At 69.3% G+C, this 20,860-nt stretch carries 9 protein-coding genes and 1 tRNA gene; 3 read left to right on the top strand and 7 right to left on the bottom strand.

Annotation, left to right across the window (positions count from 1 at the left end):
- Positions 1 to 88: 88 nt before the first annotated feature.
- Positions 89 to 3,625 (top strand): sialate O-acetylesterase, encoded by a 3,537-nt coding sequence (locus ABIC21_RS12055; RefSeq protein ID WP_354350638.1) that lies wholly within the window; start codon positions 89 to 91, stop codon positions 3,623 to 3,625.
- Positions 3,626 to 3,754: 129 nt separating this feature from the next.
- Here the strand turns inward: ABIC21_RS12055 and ABIC21_RS12050 are convergent, their stop codons facing one another.
- Together ABIC21_RS12050 and ABIC21_RS12045 are read right to left on the bottom strand one after the other, a co-directional pair.
- Positions 3,755 to 4,261, bottom strand: coding sequence for a hypothetical protein (locus ABIC21_RS12050; RefSeq protein ID WP_354350637.1), 507 nt, complete (start codon positions 4,259 to 4,261; stop codon positions 3,755 to 3,757).
- A 4-nt stretch (positions 4,262 to 4,265) separates the two neighbouring features.
- The gene (locus ABIC21_RS12045) at positions 4,266 to 5,684 is read right to left on the bottom strand and encodes a phosphomannomutase/phosphoglucomutase (protein ID WP_354350636.1); all 1,419 of its coding nucleotides are present in this window, start codon (positions 5,682 to 5,684) and stop codon (positions 4,266 to 4,268) included.
- A 170-nt stretch (positions 5,685 to 5,854) separates the two neighbouring features.
- Here ABIC21_RS12045 and ABIC21_RS12040 point away from each other — a divergent pair, with 170 nt between their 5' ends.
- Positions 5,855 to 8,041, top strand: coding sequence for a RecQ family ATP-dependent DNA helicase (locus tag ABIC21_RS12040; RefSeq protein ID WP_354350635.1), 2,187 nt, complete (start codon positions 5,855 to 5,857; stop codon positions 8,039 to 8,041).
- Here ABIC21_RS12040 and ABIC21_RS12035 read toward each other — a convergent pair.
- From ABIC21_RS12035 to ABIC21_RS12020, 4 genes are all read right to left on the bottom strand, one after another.
- Positions 7,986 to 9,458: an MFS transporter gene (locus ABIC21_RS12035; RefSeq protein ID WP_354350634.1), complete on the bottom strand. Its 1,473-nt coding sequence runs from the start codon at positions 9,456 to 9,458 to the stop codon at positions 7,986 to 7,988. The two genes, ABIC21_RS12040 and ABIC21_RS12035, sit on opposite strands and share 56 nt — an antisense overlap.
- Positions 9,459 to 9,482: 24 nt before the next feature.
- Complete coding sequence (locus ABIC21_RS12030; protein WP_354350633.1) at positions 9,483 to 11,153, bottom strand: phytoene desaturase family protein; 1,671 nt, start codon at positions 11,151 to 11,153, stop codon at positions 9,483 to 9,485.
- A gap of 102 nt (positions 11,154 to 11,255) precedes the next feature.
- Positions 11,256 to 11,343: transfer RNA gene (locus ABIC21_RS12025), tRNA-Ser, on the bottom strand.
- 142 nt (positions 11,344 to 11,485) lie between these two features.
- Positions 11,486 to 13,786: a prolyl oligopeptidase family serine peptidase gene (locus tag ABIC21_RS12020; protein ID WP_354350632.1), complete on the bottom strand. Its 2,301-nt coding sequence runs from the start codon at positions 13,784 to 13,786 to the stop codon at positions 11,486 to 11,488.
- 119 nt (positions 13,787 to 13,905) lie between these two features.
- On the opposite strand from ABIC21_RS12020, the gene ABIC21_RS12015 reads away from it, so the two are divergent.
- Positions 13,906 to 15,885 (top strand): FAD/NAD(P)-binding protein, encoded by a 1,980-nt coding sequence (locus tag ABIC21_RS12015; RefSeq protein ID WP_354350631.1) that lies wholly within the window; start codon positions 13,906 to 13,908, stop codon positions 15,883 to 15,885.
- Between the two features lie 174 nt (positions 15,886 to 16,059).
- On the opposite strand, the gene ABIC21_RS12010 is transcribed toward ABIC21_RS12015, so the two are convergent.
- Entirely contained in the window at positions 16,060 to 20,619 is a 4,560-nt protein-coding gene (locus ABIC21_RS12010; protein ID WP_354350630.1) for an ExeM/NucH family extracellular endonuclease, read from the bottom strand.
- Between the last annotated feature and the right edge of the window lie 241 nt (positions 20,620 to 20,860).

Raw genomic sequence — 20,860 nt, 5'->3', positions numbered from 1 at the left:
TGCATTTCTGCATATAACGCCGCCCTGGCACCCAATACCGGGATGGGGATCCGTGATAGAAAATATGGCCAGGGGCCTGCGAAGTCTGATGGTTGGACTGGCGGTTTGTGCCCTGATGCTTGCCGGCCTGTCGCCTGCCAAGGCAGCCGAGACGGTGGACGTTCTGCACGTGTTCCTGGCTGCGGGGCAGTCCAATATGTCCGGGCGGGGTCTTCCCGGCGGCGGTTCTGAAGATCAGGTGGACCCGCGGATCTTCCAGTACGGAGCCAAAGTCCGCACCTTCCGGCCCGGAACGGTCCCTTTGGACATGCACGATAACGCGAGCGGCATCTCGCCCGCCACGGCTTTCGCGCGCGAGTACCTGAAAACCCAGCCCGCCAATGTCGGCGTGCTCATCATTCCCGCGGCGCACGGCGGCACCGGATTCACCAGCGCCGCAGCTGCCCTCGATGGCTCCGAGGGAACCCTCACGTGGACTCCCGGCGCGGCCTCCGCCCCGGAACTCGGTCTGCCCGAACTCGCGGTAACACAGACCCTCGAGGGCATCGCGGCGGCGAGGGCTGCCGGCCACAAAACGGACCTCAAAGGCATTCTCTGGCATCAGGGGGAGAACAACGCGACGCTGACCACCTCCGGCTACAGTGCCAGGCTCGACGCACTCATCGGTTTCTTCCGGTCCCAGCTGGCTGCACCGAACCTCCCCGTTGTGGTGGGACAGATGGCGCCGGAAGGCATCGCGGCGGACCCGGTCCGGCTCAATGTCGACAGGAGCCACCGGGAAACACCCTCGCGGGTAGCCTCGACCGGATTTGCTGGTTCCACGGCTGGCGGAACGAATTCCGGCGACATAATCCACTTTTCCCGGATCGGTGTCGAATATCTGGGCAAAACGTACCTGTCCGGATACGCGCAGGCTGCCGCGACGATCGCTGATACCGGATCCCTTACCGCTCCGGTGCCTGCGATCGTCGGTGACGCGACTGTGGGGTCCATCCTGACCGCGGTGCCTGGTGGCTGGGGTCCGGCGCCGGTGTCCCTGGCGTACCAGTGGTACCGTTCGGGAACCGCCATCGTCGGGGCCACCGGTGCGTCTTATACGCCCGACGCCGGTGATTTGGGGCGGACGATCACCGTGAAAGTCACCGGTTCCAAGACCGGCTACACCACCATCTCGCGAGTCTCGACGGGCACGGCCACCCTCGGCCGGGGGTCTTTGACTGCTCCGGTGCCGGCGATCAGCGGCGACGTGAAAGTCGGGTCCCCCCTGACCGTGGTGGCCGGTGTCTGGGGCCCGGACCCCGTGACACTGGCGTACCAGTGGTACCGCTCGGGCACCGCGATCATCGGCGCCACGGGTGCCGCCTGGACCCCTGCCGCCGGTGATCTGGGTCGAACGATCACCGTGAGGGTCACCGGCGCCAAGCCCGGCTACACGACCGTTTCCAGGATTTCAGCCGGCAGCATTGTCGCTGGTGCACTCACAGTGCCGGTGCCGTCGATTACCGGCGAGGCGAAGGTCGGGTCCATCCTGACCGCTGTGCCGGGTGCCTGGGGCCCGGCGCCGGTGACCCTGGGCTACCAGTGGTACCGCTCGGGCGCTCCGGTGTTCGGCGCCAACGCGGCCACCTATAAGGTGCGCTCGGGTGACCTTGGCCAGACCGTGACCGTCAAGGTCACCGGTTCCAAGACCGGCTACACCACCGCCTCCCAAAACTCCGCCGCCACCGCCACCATTGCGGAGGGGTCCCTGACCGCCCCGGTGCCTGCGATCACCGGTGACGCGACTGTGGGGTCCGTCCTGACCGCGGTGCCTGGGGCCTGGGGTCCGGCGCCGGTGTCCCTGGCATACCAGTGGTACCGCTCGGGAACCGCTATCGTCGGGGCCACCGGTGCTACGTATACGCCCGACGCCGGTGATATGGGACGGACGATCACCGTGAAAGTCACCGGTTCCAAGACCGGCTACACCACCATCTCGCGAGTCTCGACGGGCACGGCCACCCTCGGCCGGGGGTCTTTGACTGCTCCGGTGCCGGCGATCAGCGGCGACGTGAAAGTCGGGTCCCCCCTGACCGTGGTGGCCGGTGTCTGGGGCCCGGACCCCGTGACACTGGCGTACCAGTGGTACCGCTCGGGCACCGCGATCATCGGCGCCACCGGGACTGCCTACACCCCTGCCGCCGGTGATCTGGGTCGAACGATCACCGTGAGGGTCACCGGCGCCAAGCCCGGCTACACGACCGTTTCCAGGATTTCAGCCGGCAGCATTGTCGCTGGTGCACTCACAGTGCCGGTGCCGTCGATTACCGGCGAGGCGAAGGTCGGGTCCATCCTGACCGCTGTGCCGGGTGCCTGGGGCCCGGCGCCGGTGACCCTGGGCTACCAGTGGTACCGCTCGGGCGTTGCGGTGTTCGGCGCCAACGCGGCCACCTATAAGGTGCGCTCGGGTGACCTTGGCCAGACCGTGACCGTCAAGGTCACCGGTTCCAAGACCGGCTACACCACCGCCTCCCAAAACTCCGCCGCCACCGCCACCATTGCGGAGGGGTCCCTGGCCGCCCCGGTGCCTGCGATCACCGGTGACGCGACTGTGGGGTCCGTCCTGACCGCGGTGCCTGGGGCCTGGGGTCCGGCGCCGGTGTCCCTGGCATACCAGTGGTACCGCTCGGGAACCGCTATCGTCGGGGCCACCGGTGCTACGTATACGCCCGACGCCGGTGATATGGGACGGACGATCACCGTGAAAGTCGCCGGTTCCAAGACCGGCTACACCACCACCATAAAAACCTCCACCGGCAGGATCGTCTACGGCGCCCTCACCGCTCCGGTGCCGGCGATCGGCGGCGACGCGAAGGTCGGGTCCCGCCTGAGCGTCGTGGCCGGTGTCTGGGGCCCTGACCCCGTGGCACTGGCGTACCAGTGGTACCGCTCGGGCACCGCGATCAGCGGCGCCACCGGGACTGCCTACACCCCTGCCGCCGGTGATCTGGGTGGAACGATCACAGTGAAAGTGACCGGCACCAAGTCCGGCTACGCGACCGCCTCCACGACGTCCGTTGGGACCGCTGCCATCGAAGAGGGCACCCTGTCGGCCCCGGCGCCCACGATCACCGGCACCCGCCAGGTCGGGTTCACCCTGACCGCCGTACCGGGTGCCTGGGGCCCCGACCCCGTGACACTGGCGTACCAGTGGTACCGCTCGGGCTCCGCGATCAGCGACGCCACCGGCGCCACCTACAAGGCCCGCACCGCTGATGCCGGCCAGACCATCACGGTGAAGGTCACCGGTTCCAAGCCCGGCTACGCCACCGCTGCCAAGACGTCGGTCGGGACCGCCGCGATAGCAAAAGGCACGCTCACGTCGCCCGTGCCCACTATCACCGGCACGGCGGCCGCCGGGTCCACCCTCACCGCTGTGCCCGGTGACTGGGGCCCGGCTCCCGTGGCCCTGACGTACCAGTGGTACCGCTCGGGTACCGCGATCATCGGCGCCAGCGCCACGGCCCCTGCTTATACGCCCGGCGCCGGTGATGTCGGGCGGACCATTACAGTGAAGGTCACCGGTTCCAAGACCGGCTACACCACCACGACAAAAACCTCCGCCGGCGTGCAAGTGGCTGGGTAGCATCCCGTCGAACGTCGGTGGTGCCGTCCATGGCCACGGCGGTGCCGGTCGGGTAAGGGCGGGCTCGCCCGGCGCACACGAAGAAGGGCTGTGGTGGACCACCACCACAGCCCTTCTTGCCGTGCCGGTTTAGTCCACCCAGACGGCGGGCTCGTTGGTATCGGCGGAGAGCTCGCCGAATTCCAGTTCGTGGGTTCTGGCGTTCGCGGCGTACGGCAGGACGGCGGCGAAGAGGGAGCCGTCCCTGTGTTCGGCGGCCACGTGGATAGCGTCCGAGGCCTCCTCCAGGAGGGTAATGTCGCAGACGACGGCGGCGGCGCGGAACTCGTCCCGGTGCTGGCGCAGCAGTTCGGTGAGGTCGCTGATCATCGAGTCCGCGTCGAAGTCGGCGTCCGTACCCTCGGCCGCATCAGCGGGAGTGACGGCGACCAGCCGGACCTCGCCGTCGTTCTCGACCACCAGGGCGAACGGCAGGAACCCGCCGTTGCGCTCCAGCTGCTCCTGCGCGGCGCCGACTCCGGTACCGAGCAGGTTCTCCAGATCGGTGGCGCTGGCCTCCGGGACGCTGCCGCGCCATGAGCCGTCGGTGGACACAGCAGCCGTCTCGGTTGCGATTTCCGCCGGCCGTTCCGACACGGTTCTAGCCCCGGACCAGTGCCAGGACGCGGTCGCGGACACGCTCCATGGTGGCCCGGTCCGTGGCCTCGACGTTCAGGCGGAGGAACGGCTCGGTGTTGGAGGGCCGCAGGTTGAACCAGTAGCTGCCGTCCGTGGCGATGAAGGTGCTGCCGTCCAGGTAGTCCACCTCGACGTCCTCGGCATGGAAGTCGTGGCGGACCCGTTCAACGGCGCCGGCCTTGTCATCGATTTCCGAGTTGATTTCGCCGGAGGACATGTACGGCTCGTATTCGCGGCCGAGCTCGGACAGAGGACCGTCCTGCTCGCCGAGGGCGGCCAGGACGTGCATGGCGGCGAGCATGCCGGTGTCCGCGTTCCAGAAGTCGCGGAAGTAGAAGTGCGCGGAGTGTTCGCCGCCGAAGATGGCACCTTCTGCGGCCATCACGGCCTTGATGAAGGAGTGGCCCACGCGGGTGCGCACGGCCCGGCCGCCGTGGCGTTCCACCAGTTCGGGGACGGCGCGGGAGGTCAGCAGGTTGTGGATGACGGTGGGGTTGGCCTCGCCCAGCCCCTGGGCACGGCCGATCTCGCGGCGGGCCACCATGCCGGTGATCGCCGACGGCGAGACGGGTTCGCCCTTTTCGTCGATGACGAAGCAGCGGTCGGCGTCGCCGTCGAACGCCAGTCCGATGTCCGCGCCGTGCTCGACGACGGCGGCCTGCAGGTCGCGCAGGTTCTCCGGTTCCAGCGGGTTGGCGGGGTGGTTCGGGAAGGAGCCGTCGAGCTCGAAGTAGAGCGGGATGATCTCGAGGGGGAGCTTGGGCAGCAGGGCGTCGCCGAGCACGGCGGGGGTGGTGAGGCCGGCCATGCCGTTGCCGGCGTCCACGACGACCTTCAGAGGACGCGAGCCGCGGAGGTCCACGAGGCTGCGGAGGTACTCGGAGTAGCCCTTCAGGACGTCGTGCACGCCGATCAGGCCGCGTGTGGCGGCGGCGGGGATGGACCCGGAGTTGAGGTATTCCTCGGCGCGGGCCTGGATTTCCTTCAGCCCGGATTCGGAGGAGATCGGCTCGGCGCCGGCCTTGGCCATCTTGATGCCGTTGTATTCTGCGGGATTGTGGCTGGCGGTGAACGTGGCGCCGGCCGCGTTGAGCGAGCCGCAGGCGTAGTAGAGCTCATCGGTCGAGATGAGGTCGAGCAGCTGGACGTTGGCTCCGCGCCGCGCGGCGCCGTCGGCAAAGGCCTTGCTGAACTCGGGGGAGGACGGGCGCATGTCGCCGCCCACCAGCACCGTTTTGCCCTCCAGCTGCAGGACGTCGACGAATGCCGCGCCCACCGCCTCGACGATTTCGGCGGTGATTGATTCGCCGACAATGCCGCGCACGTCGTAGGCCTTGAAGGAGGCCGAGAGGTCAAAAGTCTTTGTCTGGTCCATAGTCACGCGTCTTATCTTACGTTGGCGTACAAATCTGACGTGGACGTCGGGTCGTGCCGTGCAGGGGCGGCCGTGCGGTCCTCCTGCCGCCGGACCTCTGAAGAATCCGCTGTGATTGTCCACATAGCGGCGCCCTCGGCTTCGCAGCTGTCGGAGGGGGCTGGGATACTGAAGCAATGGCCAATAACCAGAACGCTGCAGTCCTTTCCGCTTCCGCTGATCCCGCCGGGGGCGCCGGAACCCGGGAGCAGGCCCAGGAAGTGCTGCGCGAGCTGGTCGGGCACCCGGCCGCGGAGTTCCACGACGGCCAGTTTGAGGCCATCGAGGCCCTCGTCGACGGCGGCCGGCGGGCCCTCGTCGTCCAGCGCACCGGCTGGGGAAAGTCGGCGGTGTACTTTGTATCGTCCCTGCTGCTCCGGCGCCGCGGCGCCGGGCCCACCCTGATCGTCTCCCCGCTGCTGGCCCTCATGCGTGACCAGGTGGCCGCCGCGGCACGGGCCGGGGTCCGGGCCGTGGCCATCAACTCCGCCAACCAGCTGGACTGGGACACCGTCCGCGAACAGCTCGCTGCAGATGAAGTCGATGTCCTGCTGGTCTCGCCCGAGCGGCTCACCAATCCCTCCTTCCGGGAGAATCAGCTCCCCGAGCTGATCCGCCGCACCGGGCTGCTGGTCATCGATGAGGCCCACTGCATCTCGGACTGGGGCCACGACTTCCGTCCCGACTACCGGCGCATCGCGGACCTGATCACCCAGCTGCCCGAATCGGTTCCGGTGCTGGCCACCACCGCGACGGCCAACTCCCGCGTGGTCCACGACATCGAGGAGCAGCTGGGCGCCGGTGTGCTGACCATCCGCGGCGCCCTGGGCCGTGAATCGCTCCGGCTCGGTGTGCTGAGCCTGCCGGACTCCCGCGACCGGCTCGGCTGGCTGCTCACCCACCTGAAAGACCTGCCCGGCAGCGGCATCATTTACACCCTGACGGTCTCCGCCGCCGAGGACACCGCACGGCTGCTCGCCGAAGCCGGCCACGAGGTGCTGGCCTACACCGGACGCACCGACCCCGCAGACCGGGAACGCGCCGAGCAGCTTCTCAAGGACAACCAGGTCAAGGCCCTCGTGGCGACGTCGGCTCTCGGCATGGGCTTCGACAAGCCGGATCTCGGGTTCGTGGTGCACTTGGGGGCGCCGTCCTCGCCGGTGGCCTACTACCAACAGGTCGGCCGTGCCGGCCGTGGGGCCGCCAATGCCGATGTGCTGCTGCTGCCCGGTTCCGAGGACCGGGACATCTGGCAGTACTTCGCCACCGCGTCCATGCCGTCGGAGGAGAAGGCCGGTGCGGTGCTGACCGCCCTCGCCGAAGCGGGGACCGCCGTGTCCACGGTCGCGCTGGAGGCCCGCGTGGATCTGCGCCGGACGCCGCTGGAGCTGCTGCTGAAGGTCCTGGCGGTCGACGGCGCCGTGGAGCGCGTCGGCGGCGGCTGGCGTTCCACCGGCCGGCCGTGGACCTACGACGCCGAGCGGTACAGCCGGATCGCGGAGGCCCGGGTGGACGAGCAGGATTCCATGGTCATCTATCAGGACACCGCCGGCTGCCGGATGGAATACATCACCTCGGTCCTCGATGACGAGACCGCCCGCGCCTGCGGCCGCTGCGACAACTGCGCCGGACAGTGGTTCCCGGCGGACATTGCCGCTGCGGCCACCGAAGCCGCGGGCCAGACGCTGAGCCGCGCCGGTGTGCCGCTGGAACCCCGGCTGCAGTGGCCCAGCGGCATGGACCGGCTGGGCGTGCCCGTGAAGGGCAAGATCAAGCCCGACGAAAGCGTCGCCGGTGGCCGTGCGCTGGCCCGGCTCACGGACCTGGGCTGGGGCGGGGCCCTGCGCGAGGCCTTCGCCGCGGGAGCCCCGGACCGTGCCGTGGACCCCGGCATGCTGCAGGCGTGCGTGCAGGTGCTGCGCGAGTGGGGCGCCGGCGACCCCCGCACGCCCGGCTGGAGCGGGGCGGGCCGGCCCGCCGCCATCATCAGCGTCCCGTCCCGCGGCAAGCCTGCCCTGGTGGACTCGCTGGCCAGGGGCATCTCGGAGATCGGCCGGATCCCCTACCTGGGGCAGCTGCAGCTCGAGCACGGCGGACCGACCGGCGGGCGCGGCGGCAACAGCGCCTACCGGCTTGCCGGGGTCTGGGACCGCCTCGTGGTGGGTCCGGAACTGGAAGCAGCGCTGGCCGGGATCCAGGGCCAGAGCGTGATGCTGATCGACGATCTGGTCGACAGCCGCTGGACCGTGACCGTCGCCGGCCGGGCGCTCAGGCTTGCGGGCGCCGGCGCGGTGCTGCCGCTGGTGCTGGGCCAGGCCGGCTGACGTCGGCCCCGGCGTGGCGGGGCAGCGTCAGGCTGTCCAGGGTGCTCAGGAGCATGAGCACGGCCAGCGCCAGGAACGCCGCACGGTAAGGCGCCACCGGATCCCCGCTGGCGGCACCCGCCCCGCCCAGCAGGGGGCCGCTGGCCTCGTAGGCCCGGATCAGCAGGGCCCCGATGGCGATCCCGGCCGCCGTCGCGAGTTGCACGAGGGTGGCGGAGACGGCGTTGGCGGACGGCAGCCGGGCGGGAACGACGTCGGCGTACTGCACCGAGGCGTAGGCCGAGAAACCGATGGACCGGAAGGCTCCGCTGGCCACGAGCAACGCGAAGATCAACGGCTCCGGGGTGCCGGCGTCGAGCAGGGCGCACAGCGCGAAGGTCGCCGCCGAGGCCAGGGATGCGAAGACCAGCACGGGTTTGAAGCCGAAGCGCCGAATGAGCGGGGTCGTGGCGGGCTTGATCCCGATATTGCCCACGAACACTGCCGCTACGAGGACCCCGGCGCGCAGCGGATCCCAGCCAAACCCGTTCTGGAACATCAGCGGCAGCAGGAAGGGCACGGCGCTGATGGTCAGGCGGTAGATGAATCCGCCGGTCGCCGTGGCGCGGAACGTCCGGGCGGAAAAGACCCCGAGGTCAAACAGGGGGGAGCGGGCCCGCCGCATCCACCAGGCAGCTGTGACGAGGAACAGCAAACCCGCGGTGATGCTGATGGCTGCCAGGCCGGACTCGCGGCCGCCGGCGAGCTCCAGGCCCACCACGACGGACCCGACGCCCAGGGTCGTGAGGGCCAGTCCCCGCCAGTCCAGGCGCCGTGTGCGGTCACCCCGGGTGCTCGGGACCAGCCGCAGCGCCGCCAGGAACGCCGCGAGTCCCAGCGGGAGGTTGATCAGGAAGATCCAGTGCCAGGACAGGAATGTGGTGAGCGCGCCGCCCACCAGCGGGGCGAGGACCGGCGCCAGCAGTCCGGGCCACACCAGGTAGGCAGTGGCGCGGAGCAGGTCCTTCTTGGCCGTCCCGCGGAGTACAACCAGGGTGCCCACCGGTACCATCATGGCGCCGCCGGCGCCCTGCAGCACCCGGCTCAGGGTCAGCATCGTCAGGTCCTGGCTGAGAGCACACAGCAGCGAGGCCACCGTGAACGTCGCAATGGCCAGGCAGAACACCCGCCGCGCACCAAATCGTTCGGCCAGCCAGCCGCTGAGCGGGATCCCCATGGCCACCGTCAGGAGGTAGGCGGTCATGGTGATGCTGACGTCCGCGGAGGGGACGGAGAAGTCCGCCGCGATGCTGGGGATCGCGGTGGTCAGGACGGTGCCGTCCAGGAACTCCATAAAAAACGTCGCCGCGACCAGCAGGGCCAGGCGTGGGCTCCAGGTGTCCGCCGGTGTGACGGCAGGCGGCAGAGACTTGCTCATGCCCGGACCGCCGCGGCGCCGGGTTCAGCCCTGCGGGGCACGGCCGGAATCCACCGGATCGGATGCCAGCGCCCCGGACTCCAGCACCGCCATGGCCGCATTGTGCCCGCCGATGGCGCTAACGGCGCCGCCGCGCCGGGCCCCGGATCCGCAGAGCAGGATCTGCGGGTCATCCGTCGCCACGCCCCAGCGCTGTGCCGGGGTGTCCAGCGGTGCGTTGTCCTCGACGAAGGGCCAGTCGAGGCCCCCGTGGAAGATATTGCCCCGCGGCATGCCGACCGCGCGTTCAATGTCCAGGGTGGTTTTGGTTTCGATGCAGGGCTGCCCGTCCGGACCGGCCAGCAGCAGCTCCTCGATGGGTTCGGCCAGGACCGAGTTCAGGGACTTCAGGACCGCGGCCTGCAGTTCCGCCCGGCGCTGGTCATTGTTCTCCGCCGTGATCAGCCGGTCCGGGACGTGCAGGCCGAACACGGTGAGGGTCTGCGCCCCCGAGGCCTGCAGCTCCGGGGACAGGATGCTGGGGTCCGTGAGGGAATGGCAGTAGATTTCGCAGGGCAGCGGGTCCGGGATGGTTCCGGCCGCGGCGGCGAGGTAGGCGGCGTCGAGCTGCGACCAGGTCTCGTTGATGTGGAACGTCCCGCCGAAGGCCGCTTCCGGGCTGACATTCGGGTCCAGCAGCCGGGGGAGACGTTTCAGCAGCAGGTTCACCTTGACCTGGGCGCCCTCCCGGAGATGGTTCGGGTTCCGCGTGGAGTGCTGTGTCATGTGCTGGGCGGCGTGGGCGCCGGCAGCCCCGGAGCTCCTGAGCCGGTCAAGCACCACCGGGGCCACGTTGGCGAGGACCCAGGACGCGGTGGCCGTGTGCTCTGCCCCGTTGTGCAGGTAGCTGACCACACCTCCCGGCCGAACGGCGGTGACCTCCGCGGACGTTAGGATGGCTGCCCCTGCGTCACGGGCGGAGCGTTCCAGTTCCCCGGACACCGCGCCCATGCCGCCCACGGGAACGTCCCAGTCGCCTGTCCCGGCGCCGACGAGGTGGTACAGGAAACAGATGTTCTGCTGCAGATCCTCGTCGCCGGCCCGGGCAAAGGTGCCGATCAGGGCGTCCGTCAGCACCACACCGCGGACCAGATCATGCTGGAGCGACCGGGCGATGGAGTCCCCGAGGGGCCGCTCGATCATGGCATCCCATACCTCCGCAGCCCCGGCCGCGGCCGCGAGAGCCTTCGCCTCGGAGCGGCTCGGCAGCGGCGACGTCATCGTCGGCCAGAGGGCCTCGGTGAGCTGGCGGCAGCCGGCGTAGAACTCGGTGAAGGCGTCGAATTCGCCGGCGGGGGCCCCGACGGCGGCAAAGGACGCCGCGGTGGCCGCGGCATCCCCGTTGTCGATCAGCAGCGCGCTCCCGCCGCCGTGCGGGTCGGGGGTGTAGGACGAATACCGGCGCCGTGCCAGGCGGATGCGCAGGCCAAGGTCGTCAATGACCTGCTGCGGGAGCAGGCTTACGAGGTAGGAATACCGCGAGAGGCGCGCGTCGACGCCGTCGAACGCCTGGGCGGACACCGCGGCACCGCCGGGGTGTTCCAGCTTCTCCAGCAGCAGGACCTTCCGGCCGGCTTTGGACAGATATGCTGCCGCGGCCAGGCCGTTGTGGCCGCCGCCTACGATGATCGCGTCAAACGCGTTGTTGCTCGACATGGGCCTATCCTGTCACCCGGCCGCCGGGAAGGCGTCCGGTGTCCGGCCCCCGGACGCGCCCGGGTACGCAAAAGGCCCCGGTCCAGGGACCGGGGCCAAACGCGGAGACGGGGGGATTTGAACCCCCGGTGGAGTTGTGCCCCACACTTCATTAGCAGTGAAGCCCATTCGGCCGCTCTGGCACGTCTCCAATTGCTATTAACTAGCCAACCAAGGATACGCAGAAGGTGCCATGCAGTGCAAAACGAGCAACGCGGGGTCACTTTCGGCCCATGAGCGGGCGCGGGATGGGCCGGACATGACCCCGCGTTGCTTTCCGTGGGCGGGGCGGCTCAGGCGCCCCGGCCCGCCAGGGCCCGCCAGAGGAAGTGCTGGCTGCGGCTCTGCAGCGCCGCGGCCTGGCGGTTGTCCGAGGCGCCCGCATGTCCGCCTTCCAGTGCCTCGTGGAACCAGACGTTGGGGATGCCCATCGCCTGCATGCGGGCGGCCATCTTGCGCGCCTGGACCGGGCCCACACGATCGTCCGAGGTCGCCGTCCAGATGAACGTCTCCGGGTAGTCCACCCCGTCCCTGAGCAGGTGGTACGGGGAGAACGTCTTGATGAAGTCCCACTGCTCGGGAACGTCAGGGTCGCCGTATTCGGCAATCCAGGAGTATCCGGCGGACAGCTTGGAGTACCGGCGCATGTCCAGCAGCGGGACCCCGCAGGAGACCGCCCCGAAGAGCTCCGGATACCGGGTGAGCATGTTCCCCACCAGCAGGCCGCCGTTGGATCCGCCGACACAGCCGAGCCGCGCGCGGGAGGTCACGCCGCGGGAGATCAGGTCCTCCGCCACTGCGGCGAAGTCCTCGTAGGCCCGGTGCCGCTTCTCCTGCAGCGCGGCGCGGTGCCACGAGGGGCCGTATTCGCCGCCGCCGCGGATGTTGGCCACGACGTAGACGCCGCCGCGGGTGTGCGGGGCCTCCCCCTCGTGCCCCGCGGATTCCTGGGTGCGGCGTTCCAGCCAGGCGCGGCCGACCGCGCCGCTGTAGGCGGGGGTCCGGGAAACCTCGAAGCCGCCGTAGCCGGAGAGCTGTGTGGGGTTCTGGCCGTCCAGCACGAGGTCCTTGGACGCCACCTGGAAATACGGCACGCGGGTGCCGTCCTTGGACACGGCAAAGTGCTGCTGGACCTCGTAGGCGTCCTCGTTGAAGAACGACGGCGAGGACCGGATCACTTCGTGCGTGCTGTCCACGCCGCCGCGGGCGGTGCGCCGGAGGGTGCCGCGGGTGAGGGTGCTGGGCGTGGTGAAACCGGTGGCCACGAGCCAGAAGTCGTTCCCCGCGCCGGGGGCCTCCTCATCGGCCACCGTTGCGGCGCCGTCGGTACCGTCATCGTCCGTGTCGTCGTCCGAGCCGCTGGCGGTGTCCTCGTCGTCGACGGCGTAGGCGTTGACGTCGTGCAGCGGCGGGCAGGCATCCAGCACGGTGGAGGCCCAGGCGGTGTCCGTCCCGGGCTGCCGCGGATCGAGGACCCGGATCTCCGAGGACACGTCGCGGAGCAGGTTCAGCAGCAGGAAGTCCCGCGTCCAGCTCCAGGACTGCAGGGAGGTGTGCTCATCCGGGGCGAAGAGCACGGACAGTTCCCGGCTTCCGGCCAGGAAATCCTCGAAGCCGGCGGCGAGCAGGGATCCCGCCGGGTAGGTGGTTCCGCCGACGGCCCAGTCCTTTTGCGGCCGGAACAGCAGCCACTCACGGTGCGAGCTGAGGTTGACGTCCACGGGCACGTCGAGCTGCACCCAGCGCCCATCGCGCAGCACCGAGGTGGTCCGTTCGAAGAAGCTGATCCAGTCCACGGCAAAGGTCCGCTCGAACCCCGGGGTGGAATCGTGCGCCACAAGGGCCATCATGTGGTCCTCAGGGATTTCGAACAGCCGCTCCGCCCTGGCCAGGGATCCGCCGCGGGGCAGCTTGACGCCGGTCCGGGCGTAGGAGGACGTGGTGGCGGGCAGCCCCTCGGCAGTGGAGGAAACCAGCAGGGTGTCGGCGTCGAGCCAGGAGGCGTTGCCCTTCGCTGTTGGCAGGTCAAAGCCGCCGGCGGCCGGGTCCACGAAGCTGCGGGACTCGACGTCGAACTCGCGGTAGCGGTTCGCGTCGCCGCCGTCGGGGGAGAGCGCCAGCAGCGCCAGCCGGTGCGGTTCACCCGCGGCCGGGCGCAGGAAGTTGGCGCCGTGGAAGACCCACTCCTCGCCCTCCGCCGCGGCCAGCGCGTCCACATCCAGCAGGACGTCCCACTCCGGAGCCCCGCTGCGGTAGCTGTCCCAGCTGGTCCGGCGCCACAGCCCCTTCGGGTTGTCCCGGTCCTTCCAGAAGTTGTAGTACCAGTCGCCGTGCTTGCCCACCATGGCGATCCGGTCGGTGGAGTCCAGCACCTCCAGGATGCTGCCTTCCAGCGCGGTGTACTCCGCGTCCTCCAGCAGCTCTTCGGTCCGGGCGTTTTGCTCCCGGACCCAGGCCAGCTGTTCCTCGCCGTAGATCTCCTCAAGCCAGATGTTCTCGTCAACGGGTTCGGGCGCAGTGCCCTTTGCGGTGTCCGCGGCGTCCCCGGCGGGACGGTCGGACTCGGGCGGGGGAGCAGCTTCAGCGGTGGTCATTTTTCCATCCAAACAACATCGGCGCACCGGTAGCAAGTCAAGCCGAAGCCCCGCGGAACCCGCCCCGGGGACTTCCGGCGGGTCCGGGACGCGTGCCGGCAGCGGATACGCTGGATGCCGTGGGCATATCGCAGAGCATCCGGACGGCAGTGATTGGCGCCGGTCCCCGGGGCACGAGCGCGCTGGAGCGGCTGCTGGCCAACTGGGTGCCCGGCGGACCGGGCGCCACGTTGCACATTGACGTCATCGACCCGTATCCCGCGGGGCCGGGACATGTCTGGCAGCCCGGCCAGTCCCGGCTGTACCTGATGAACACGCAGTCGTTCTATCCCACGGTCATCCCCGAGGACCCGGACCTCGCGCGGCCGCTCGCCGGCGACACGTTCGACCGCTGGCGGGAACTGCAGCGGCAACAGCCCCACCCCGCCCTCACCGCCGAGGAGCGCGCCGAACTCTCCGCGCTGGGGCCGGCGGACTTCCCCAGCCGGGCCCTCTACGGACGCTACCTGCGCTTCACCCTGAAGGAGTTGCTTTCGCGCCTCCCGGCGGGCGCCACGGTGGAATTCCACGAGACGACGGCGACGTCCGTCCGCCACGCTGCCGCGCCCGGGTCGGGGGACGACGGCCGGGTGGGGTTCGACGTCGGACTGGCCGGCGGCGCGGTCCTCGGCGTCGATTCCGTGGTCCTGGCCCTCGGCCACCTGGAATCGCGGCTCAGCCCCGAACAACGCGACCTCCAGGCGGCCGCGGAGGAACTCGGCCTGCTGTACCTGCCCCCGGCGGTTCCGGCCGACGTCGACTGGTCCCTGGTGCCGGCGGTCAAGCCGGTGTTGGTGCGCGGCATGGGCCTGAACTTCTTCGACGCCATGGGCCAGCTGACCGAAGGCCGCGGCGGGCAGTTCCTGCCCGGCGAGAACGGCGGACTGAGCTACCTTCCCTCCGGCCGCGAACCGCTGATCATCGCGGCCTCCCGGCGCGGCACCCCGTACCGGGCCAAGGCGACGCTCGCCGGGTACTACCCCGAGGCCGTGGCGCTGAGGTACTGCACGGAAAGCGCCGTGGCGAAATTCGCGGAGGCGGGGATCCGGCCTGCCTTCGACCATGACCTCTGGCCGCTCCTGCACCGCGACGCCCTCTGGGCTTATTACTCGACGCTGGCGCGCTCGCAGCCGGGTGCCATCCTGACGGAACCGAAGGAGTTCCTGAAGGCGCTGGAGGAGGCGCTGCATCCGCACGCGCACTCCGCCGCGAAATGGGACGACCTGGTGGACTCCGTGCTGGAAATCCACGTCCGCCCCGCCCACCGGCTCAACCTGCTGGGGCTTGCGGCACCGCTGGCCGGGAGGTCGTTCGCTACCCGCGCGGAACTCGACAACGCCGTCGTCGAGTATCTGCTCGACGACGCCCGGCGTTCGGCGCTGGGGGAGGACGACCCGGTGAAGATGACCATCGGCGCCCTGCACCACGGCCGGGCCGTGCTGAAGACCGCCGTCGCCGACGGCGGCATCACCGATGAATCGTGGGTCGCGGGCCTGCGCGGCTGGTTCGAATCCTTTGTGGAAGGCCTGGCCAGCGGACCGCCGGCGCTGCGGTCCGAACAGCTCGCTGCCCTGGTCAGCGCCGGCGTCGTCCGGTTCGTGGGCCCGGACCCGAAGTTCGGCGTGGACCGCAAAACCGGGGCCTTCACGGCGGTCTCGCCCTGGGTGGGGAACAGCGCGGACGACGGTCCCGGGGAAGTGGTGCAGGCGGTGGCCATGGTCGAGGCGCTGGCGCCGGCCAACAAGGTCGTCGTCAACGAGTCGCCCCTGCTGGAGCAGTTGCTCGCCGAAGGCCTGGTCCGTCCGCGGCTCATGATGACGGTGGAGGGGGCGCCGGTGCCGACGTCCGGGCTGGACGTCACGCCGCATCCCTACCGGCCGCTGGGCGCGAATGGCTCGGTGACCGAGGGCCTGTACGTCCTGGGACTGCAGCTGTCCGCCGTGCAGTGGGGCACCGCCATCGCGGCCGAGGCCCGGCAGAAGAACGGGCCCGTGTACCGCAGCGGCCAGCGCACCCTGCGGGACGCCGACGAGATTGCCCGGGCCATCCTCGGGCGCTAACTGCGCACGCGGCGTGCCCGCGAACAATGAGCATGCCCTCCGGATCAGTGCCCGAAACCCGCCCGAAAAATGAGCATGCCCTCCGTCCAGGCTGAGCGATGGACATATGGGCCATATGTCCATCGCTGCAGCCCGGGGGAGGGCATGCTCACTGGTGCGGGGCTACGGGACTAGCTAGCCCTTGAGGCAGTGGCGGTAGGCGGCCATTGCCTTGCCGTAGGCGGCCTGGCCCACGATGTCCGCGGACCGCTCCGGCTTGACCGGCGCGGTGCACGTCGGCGGGACCGGAACGCTGGCCGCGACCAGGACGGCCGTCTTCACCACGGTGCCGGACTCGACGGCGGTGAGCACCAGGGTGCCCGTGCCCGCAGCGGCGCCGGCGGGAACCGCCACCCCAACGGTGGCGGCGCCGGCGGAAACCGGTACCGTGCCCAGGGTGGTGACGACGCCGTTGGCATCGGTGAACTCGGCGCGCAGCGAGGTGTTCACCGGGCTGCCCAGCGAGGTGAGGTCCAGCTTGGAGAGGGCCAGGGTGATGGATTCCCCGACCTTGACCTCGGGGGCCGTGGTGTTCACCACGGCAACGGAGCGGCGCGCGAAGTCCGGCGAGACCGGGCTGTTTGCCTGCAGGTACTTGATCCACGCGTCGCGGTCCACGAGTCCGGAATCCTTGGTGTTGGTGCCGGACTTGAAGATGCGGAAGTTGTCGCCGCCCGTTGCCAGGAAGCTGAACGTTCCGATCCGGTAGGACTGCGCCGGGTCGATCAGCGCGCCGTTGACCCGGATCGAGGTGATCCGGTCACCGGCGGCGCGGGCGGCGTCGTAGGTGTAGTTGACGTTCTTGGACAGGCCGAGCTGCTGGTAGGCGCGGCTGGGAACCGTGCCGTCCGGGTTGGTCTGCCACTGCTGTTCCAGCAGTGTCTTGAACTGTTCGCCGGTCAGCGAGGTGGTCCACAGGTTGTTCACGAACGGCAGGACCGCGTTGGCCTCGGCGTAGGTGATGGTCCCGTCCGGCGCGTAGTACAGCTCGTTGCGGAGGCCGCCCGGGTTGACGACGCCGATCTCGGCGCCTCCGAGTTCCGGGGTCTTGAGTGAATCAACCAGGGAGTCGGCGACCAGGTTGCCCAGGGTGGATTCGCTGCCACGGTCATCGCGTGCGGCCGGGGTGGTGGCGGTGGCAGGTGTGAACGCAGTGGTGATATCCGCGGTCATCGAGCCGACCGGCTGGTTGCCGACTACTGCCGCGTCGGCCAGGGCCTTGTCAACGATGGTCTTGACGGCGGCGACCCGCGGGTACGCGGCCACGAGGTCGGCCGCCGGCTGGTCAGCCGAGGTGGTGCGCTTGACGTTGCCGGCCGTGTAGCCGGTGACCGCCATGGTGGCCTTGTCGATGGTCAACCGGATCTGGCCGATGAACTCGCCGTAGTTGCCGGTCTGGACGATCGGGCGGGTCTTGCCCTCCACGCCGGGGACCGGGGCATCCCACGAATACTGCTTGTGGGTGTGGCCGTTGAAGATCGCGGCAACATCCGGGGTGACCTCGGTGACCATCTTGGCGAAGGGGCCGCCGGCGGCGACTTCCTGCTCCAGCGTGGAGCCTTCGGGCGCACCGGAACCGGCGCCGTCGTGGTTCTCCACGATGATCACGTCGGCCAGGTTGTCCGCCTTGATCTTCGCGGCGACGCGGTTGATGGCGTCGACGGCGTCGCCGAACTCGAGGTCGGCGATGCCGGCCGGGGTGACCAGCGACGGCGTTTCCTGCGTGACCGTGCCGATCACCGCGACCTTGACGCCGTTCATGTCGAGCACGGTGTATTCCGGCAGGACCGGCTCGGTGGTGCCCTTCTTGTACACATTGGCGCCCAAGTACGGGAATGTGGCGTTGCTGCCGCCCGCGATGACGCGGTCGCGCAGGTCGGCCCAGCCGCCGTCGAACTCGTGGTTGCCCACGGCCGAGGTCCGCAGCTCCAGGGCGTTCAGCACGTCGATGGTCGGCTGGTCCCTGGCAACGGCCGAGGCGAACAGCGAGGCGCCGATGTTGTCGCCGGCGGAGAGGAACGCCGTGGCGCCGGGGGCGGCCGCGGCCCGCAGCTTCTCGATGGTTCCCGCAAAGAACACGGTGTTGGAATCGATCCGGCCGTGGAAATCGTTGATGCCCAGGAAATTCAGCTCAACGCTGGCGGGCGTGGCGGGCAGATCGAGCCCCACCACCACCGGATCGTGGTCGCTGGCCCGGAACTGGTCCGGGGCGTAGTAGTTGGTCACGTTGTTGTTGTAGCGGCTGTACTCCAGGGCCACGGACTCCACGGAGTTGATGTTCCAGATGTCCGCGCCAGTGACGACGGCGTTGGCGCCAGGTGAGGCGAGGATGTGGTCCAGTGAGCCCACCAGGCCGCCGAAGAGGTAGGAGTGCTTGGCGGAGCCATCGGAGTTCCGGGCCTTTTCGTCTTGGTTGACGTAACCCGCGGCCGTGAAGACGTTGATCGGGTCTTCCTTGGCGTAGGCGTTGAAGTCACCGATCAGGAAGACCCTGTCGGTGCCCTTGGTGGTCTGCAGCTCATTGGAAAACTCGAGGAGCGACTGGGCCTGCGCGGTGCGGGCGAGGTTGGAGGCGCCCTGGCCCTTGTCAGTGTCCTCCGGGGTGGCGGCTGAGCCCTTGGATTTGAAGTGGTTGGCGATCGCGATGAACTTCTTGTCATCGGCGGCGCCGACCGGCTTGAAGACCTGGGCCAGCGGCTTGCGGGCATTCGCGAACGCGACGGTGTCGTTGTGGATGATGGACTCGCCCACCGGCTCCGCTGCGGACTTCTTGAAGATGAAGGCGGTGCGGATCATGTCCTCGTCGGCCAGCGGGGGTGCGTTGGCGGGAGTGCGGACGTAGTCCCAGATCCCCGGCGTGGCGATGTTCAGGGCGTCGACCAGCTTGGCCAGGGCGTCGTCGCGGTTCTTGCCGAACTGCGCTGAGTTTTCGATTTCCATGAGGGACACAACGTCGGCGCCGGACTTGGTGATCGCGGCGACGATCTTGTCCTGCTGGCGCTGGAGGTTTTCGGCGTTGGCCGCGCCGCGGGCGTCGCAGCCGCCGCGGACGGTGATCGGGTTGCCGTCACGGTCCGTGTAGTAGGTGCATCCGGTGAGCTGGTCGCCCGTGGTGGGGAAGTAGTTGAGCACGTTGAACGAGGCGATCTTGAGGTTGCCTCCCACGGCCGCCGGAGCCTCGGTGCGGGTGGTCACACCGAAGCTGGCGGGCTGGACTGCCTCCGCGTTGGCGGGGGTCAGGTGGGTCAGGGGCTGGAACTTCCAGGAGCCGTTCGCGAAGTTGAGCACCACGTTGGTCTTGAAGGTCACTGGTGCGCCCACGCGGACGGGGTCCGCCGTGGTCAGGTACGGCAGTTCGAGGGCCTTGGTGCCGGCGTCCTTGAGGAAGTTGGTGGTGGCGCCGTCGTCGAGCTTGATGCCGCGGGCGGCGTTGGCGGCGACGGTGGCGGTGTATTCGGCGGAGCCGAACGGCGCGACGGCGGTGGGCTGCTCCAGCGGGGTGGTACCGCCGGCCAGGCCGATTTCGCCGTACTGGTTCAGCGAGTAGTTGTCGGTGACCGTGACGGGTCCCTGCGGGGTCAGCAGCATGCCTTCGAGCGCTTCGCGGAAGGCCTCCTCGGCCGGGAGGGCAAAGCCGGTGGCCTTGACCTCGGGGGCGGCCTCGGTGAGCTTCTTCATGTCCGCCGCGGCGGCCACTGTCACCTGAGTCATGCCGAAGTATTCGCTGACGGCGCCCGTCACCTCGACGTAGTCGCCGATCTGCACGGAACCGGCCGTGGCGGCCGAGAAGACGAAGATAGCGTCCGACGCCGTGTGGTTGGCGGGGGTCAGGTCTCCGCCGGTGCCGGGGGTCTGGATGTAGTAGCCGGCGAAGCCGCCGGTGGGGAAGGTCGCAGTGACCTTGCCGCGGGTGACGACCGAGGTCCCGACGAGCGGGCTCGCGACGCCGTCGCCCTGGATTTCGGCGATGGTCTTCGCTGCCGGGGGAGTGACGGGGCCGGGATCGACCGGAGGATCGACTGGGGCGGCCGCACCGTTGGGGGCCTTGGGGGTGATGGTGGTGTTGAGGCTGAAGTCGGCGGAGTTGTTGTTGCTGTCCACGCCGTTGCTGCGGTTCAGGCTTTTGACGTCACCGGTGCCGGCAGGGGCTGTGGCGGCCAGGGTTTCGAACGTCAGCGAGCTTCCGTAGCCGAGCAGATCGGCCACGTTGGCCGGCTCGACGACGGAGCCGGTGGCGAGACTGGTGACAGCGGTGGCCTGCTTGGCCAGCACGATCGTTCCGCCGCCGATGGCGGGGTTGAAACCGGTGGCCGTGGTGTCAGCGGCGGGCAGGTCCAGACCGACCGTGCCATTGCTCCCGCCCTTGAGCAAATGGAAGCCCTTGGCTGCAATGGTGCCGGTGAGGGGTACGACACTGCTCGGGAGGCCGGTGCCCGTCGCGGAGCGGTACTGGAGGGACCAGCCGTCCAGCGAGACCGGGGCATCGGAGGTGTTGTACAGCTCGACGAACTTGTTCTTGAACGCGGCTCCTGTGCTGCCGCCGCTGAGGTACGCCTCGTTGATGATCACTGGCGAACTGCCAGCCGCGGCCGGGGAGGCCTCCACGGCAAACGCCGGCACAGCCGCCAGCGGGGCTGCGATGAGTCCCGCCGACAACGCTGTGCCCAGCGCGGTCTTCCAAGGTATGTGTTTCATCCGCTCTAACTCTCATTAGGTGCCCGGGTAGGGGCTGGGTGGAGGGTGCCCGCGTGATGCCGCGGACCGCCGGTCCCTGCTCCTGGTCAAGCAGGTCCCGGCACATCAAAACAGGGGTGAATGAACACGGTGTGTCCTGCATGTGCATTCGGCGAGACGTCCCCCAGCGGAACGCGTCACAGCCGTCACGGGCCACCAACGGTGCGCCCCAGCGACGGGTTGTTGAAGCTTCTGACCTGTG

Source organism: Pseudarthrobacter sp. PvP090 (assembly GCF_040547365.1).
Taxonomy (GTDB): domain Bacteria; phylum Actinomycetota; class Actinomycetes; order Actinomycetales; family Micrococcaceae; genus Arthrobacter.
This window is presented reverse-complemented; position numbering and strand designations above follow the sequence as displayed.

What these genes read in the sequence shown, in the direction of transcription:
- ABIC21_RS12030 (WP_354350633.1), bottom strand. Translation starts at nt 11,153, where the DNA reads ATGTCGAGCAACAACGCGTTTGACGCGATCATCGTAGGCGGCGGCCAC.
- ABIC21_RS12020 (WP_354350632.1), bottom strand. Translation starts at nt 13,786, where the DNA reads ATGACCACCGCTGAAGCTGCTCCCCCGCCCGAGTCCGACCGTCCCGCC.
- ABIC21_RS12035 (WP_354350634.1), bottom strand. Translation starts at nt 9,458, where the DNA reads ATGAGCAAGTCTCTGCCGCCTGCCGTCACACCGGCGGACACCTGGAGC.
- ABIC21_RS12055 (WP_354350638.1), top strand. Translation starts at nt 89, where the DNA reads ATGGTTGGACTGGCGGTTTGTGCCCTGATGCTTGCCGGCCTGTCGCCT.
- ABIC21_RS12040 (WP_354350635.1), top strand. Translation starts at nt 5,855, where the DNA reads ATGGCCAATAACCAGAACGCTGCAGTCCTTTCCGCTTCCGCTGATCCC.
- ABIC21_RS12010 (WP_354350630.1), bottom strand. Translation starts at nt 20,619, where the DNA reads ATGAAACACATACCTTGGAAGACCGCGCTGGGCACAGCGTTGTCGGCG.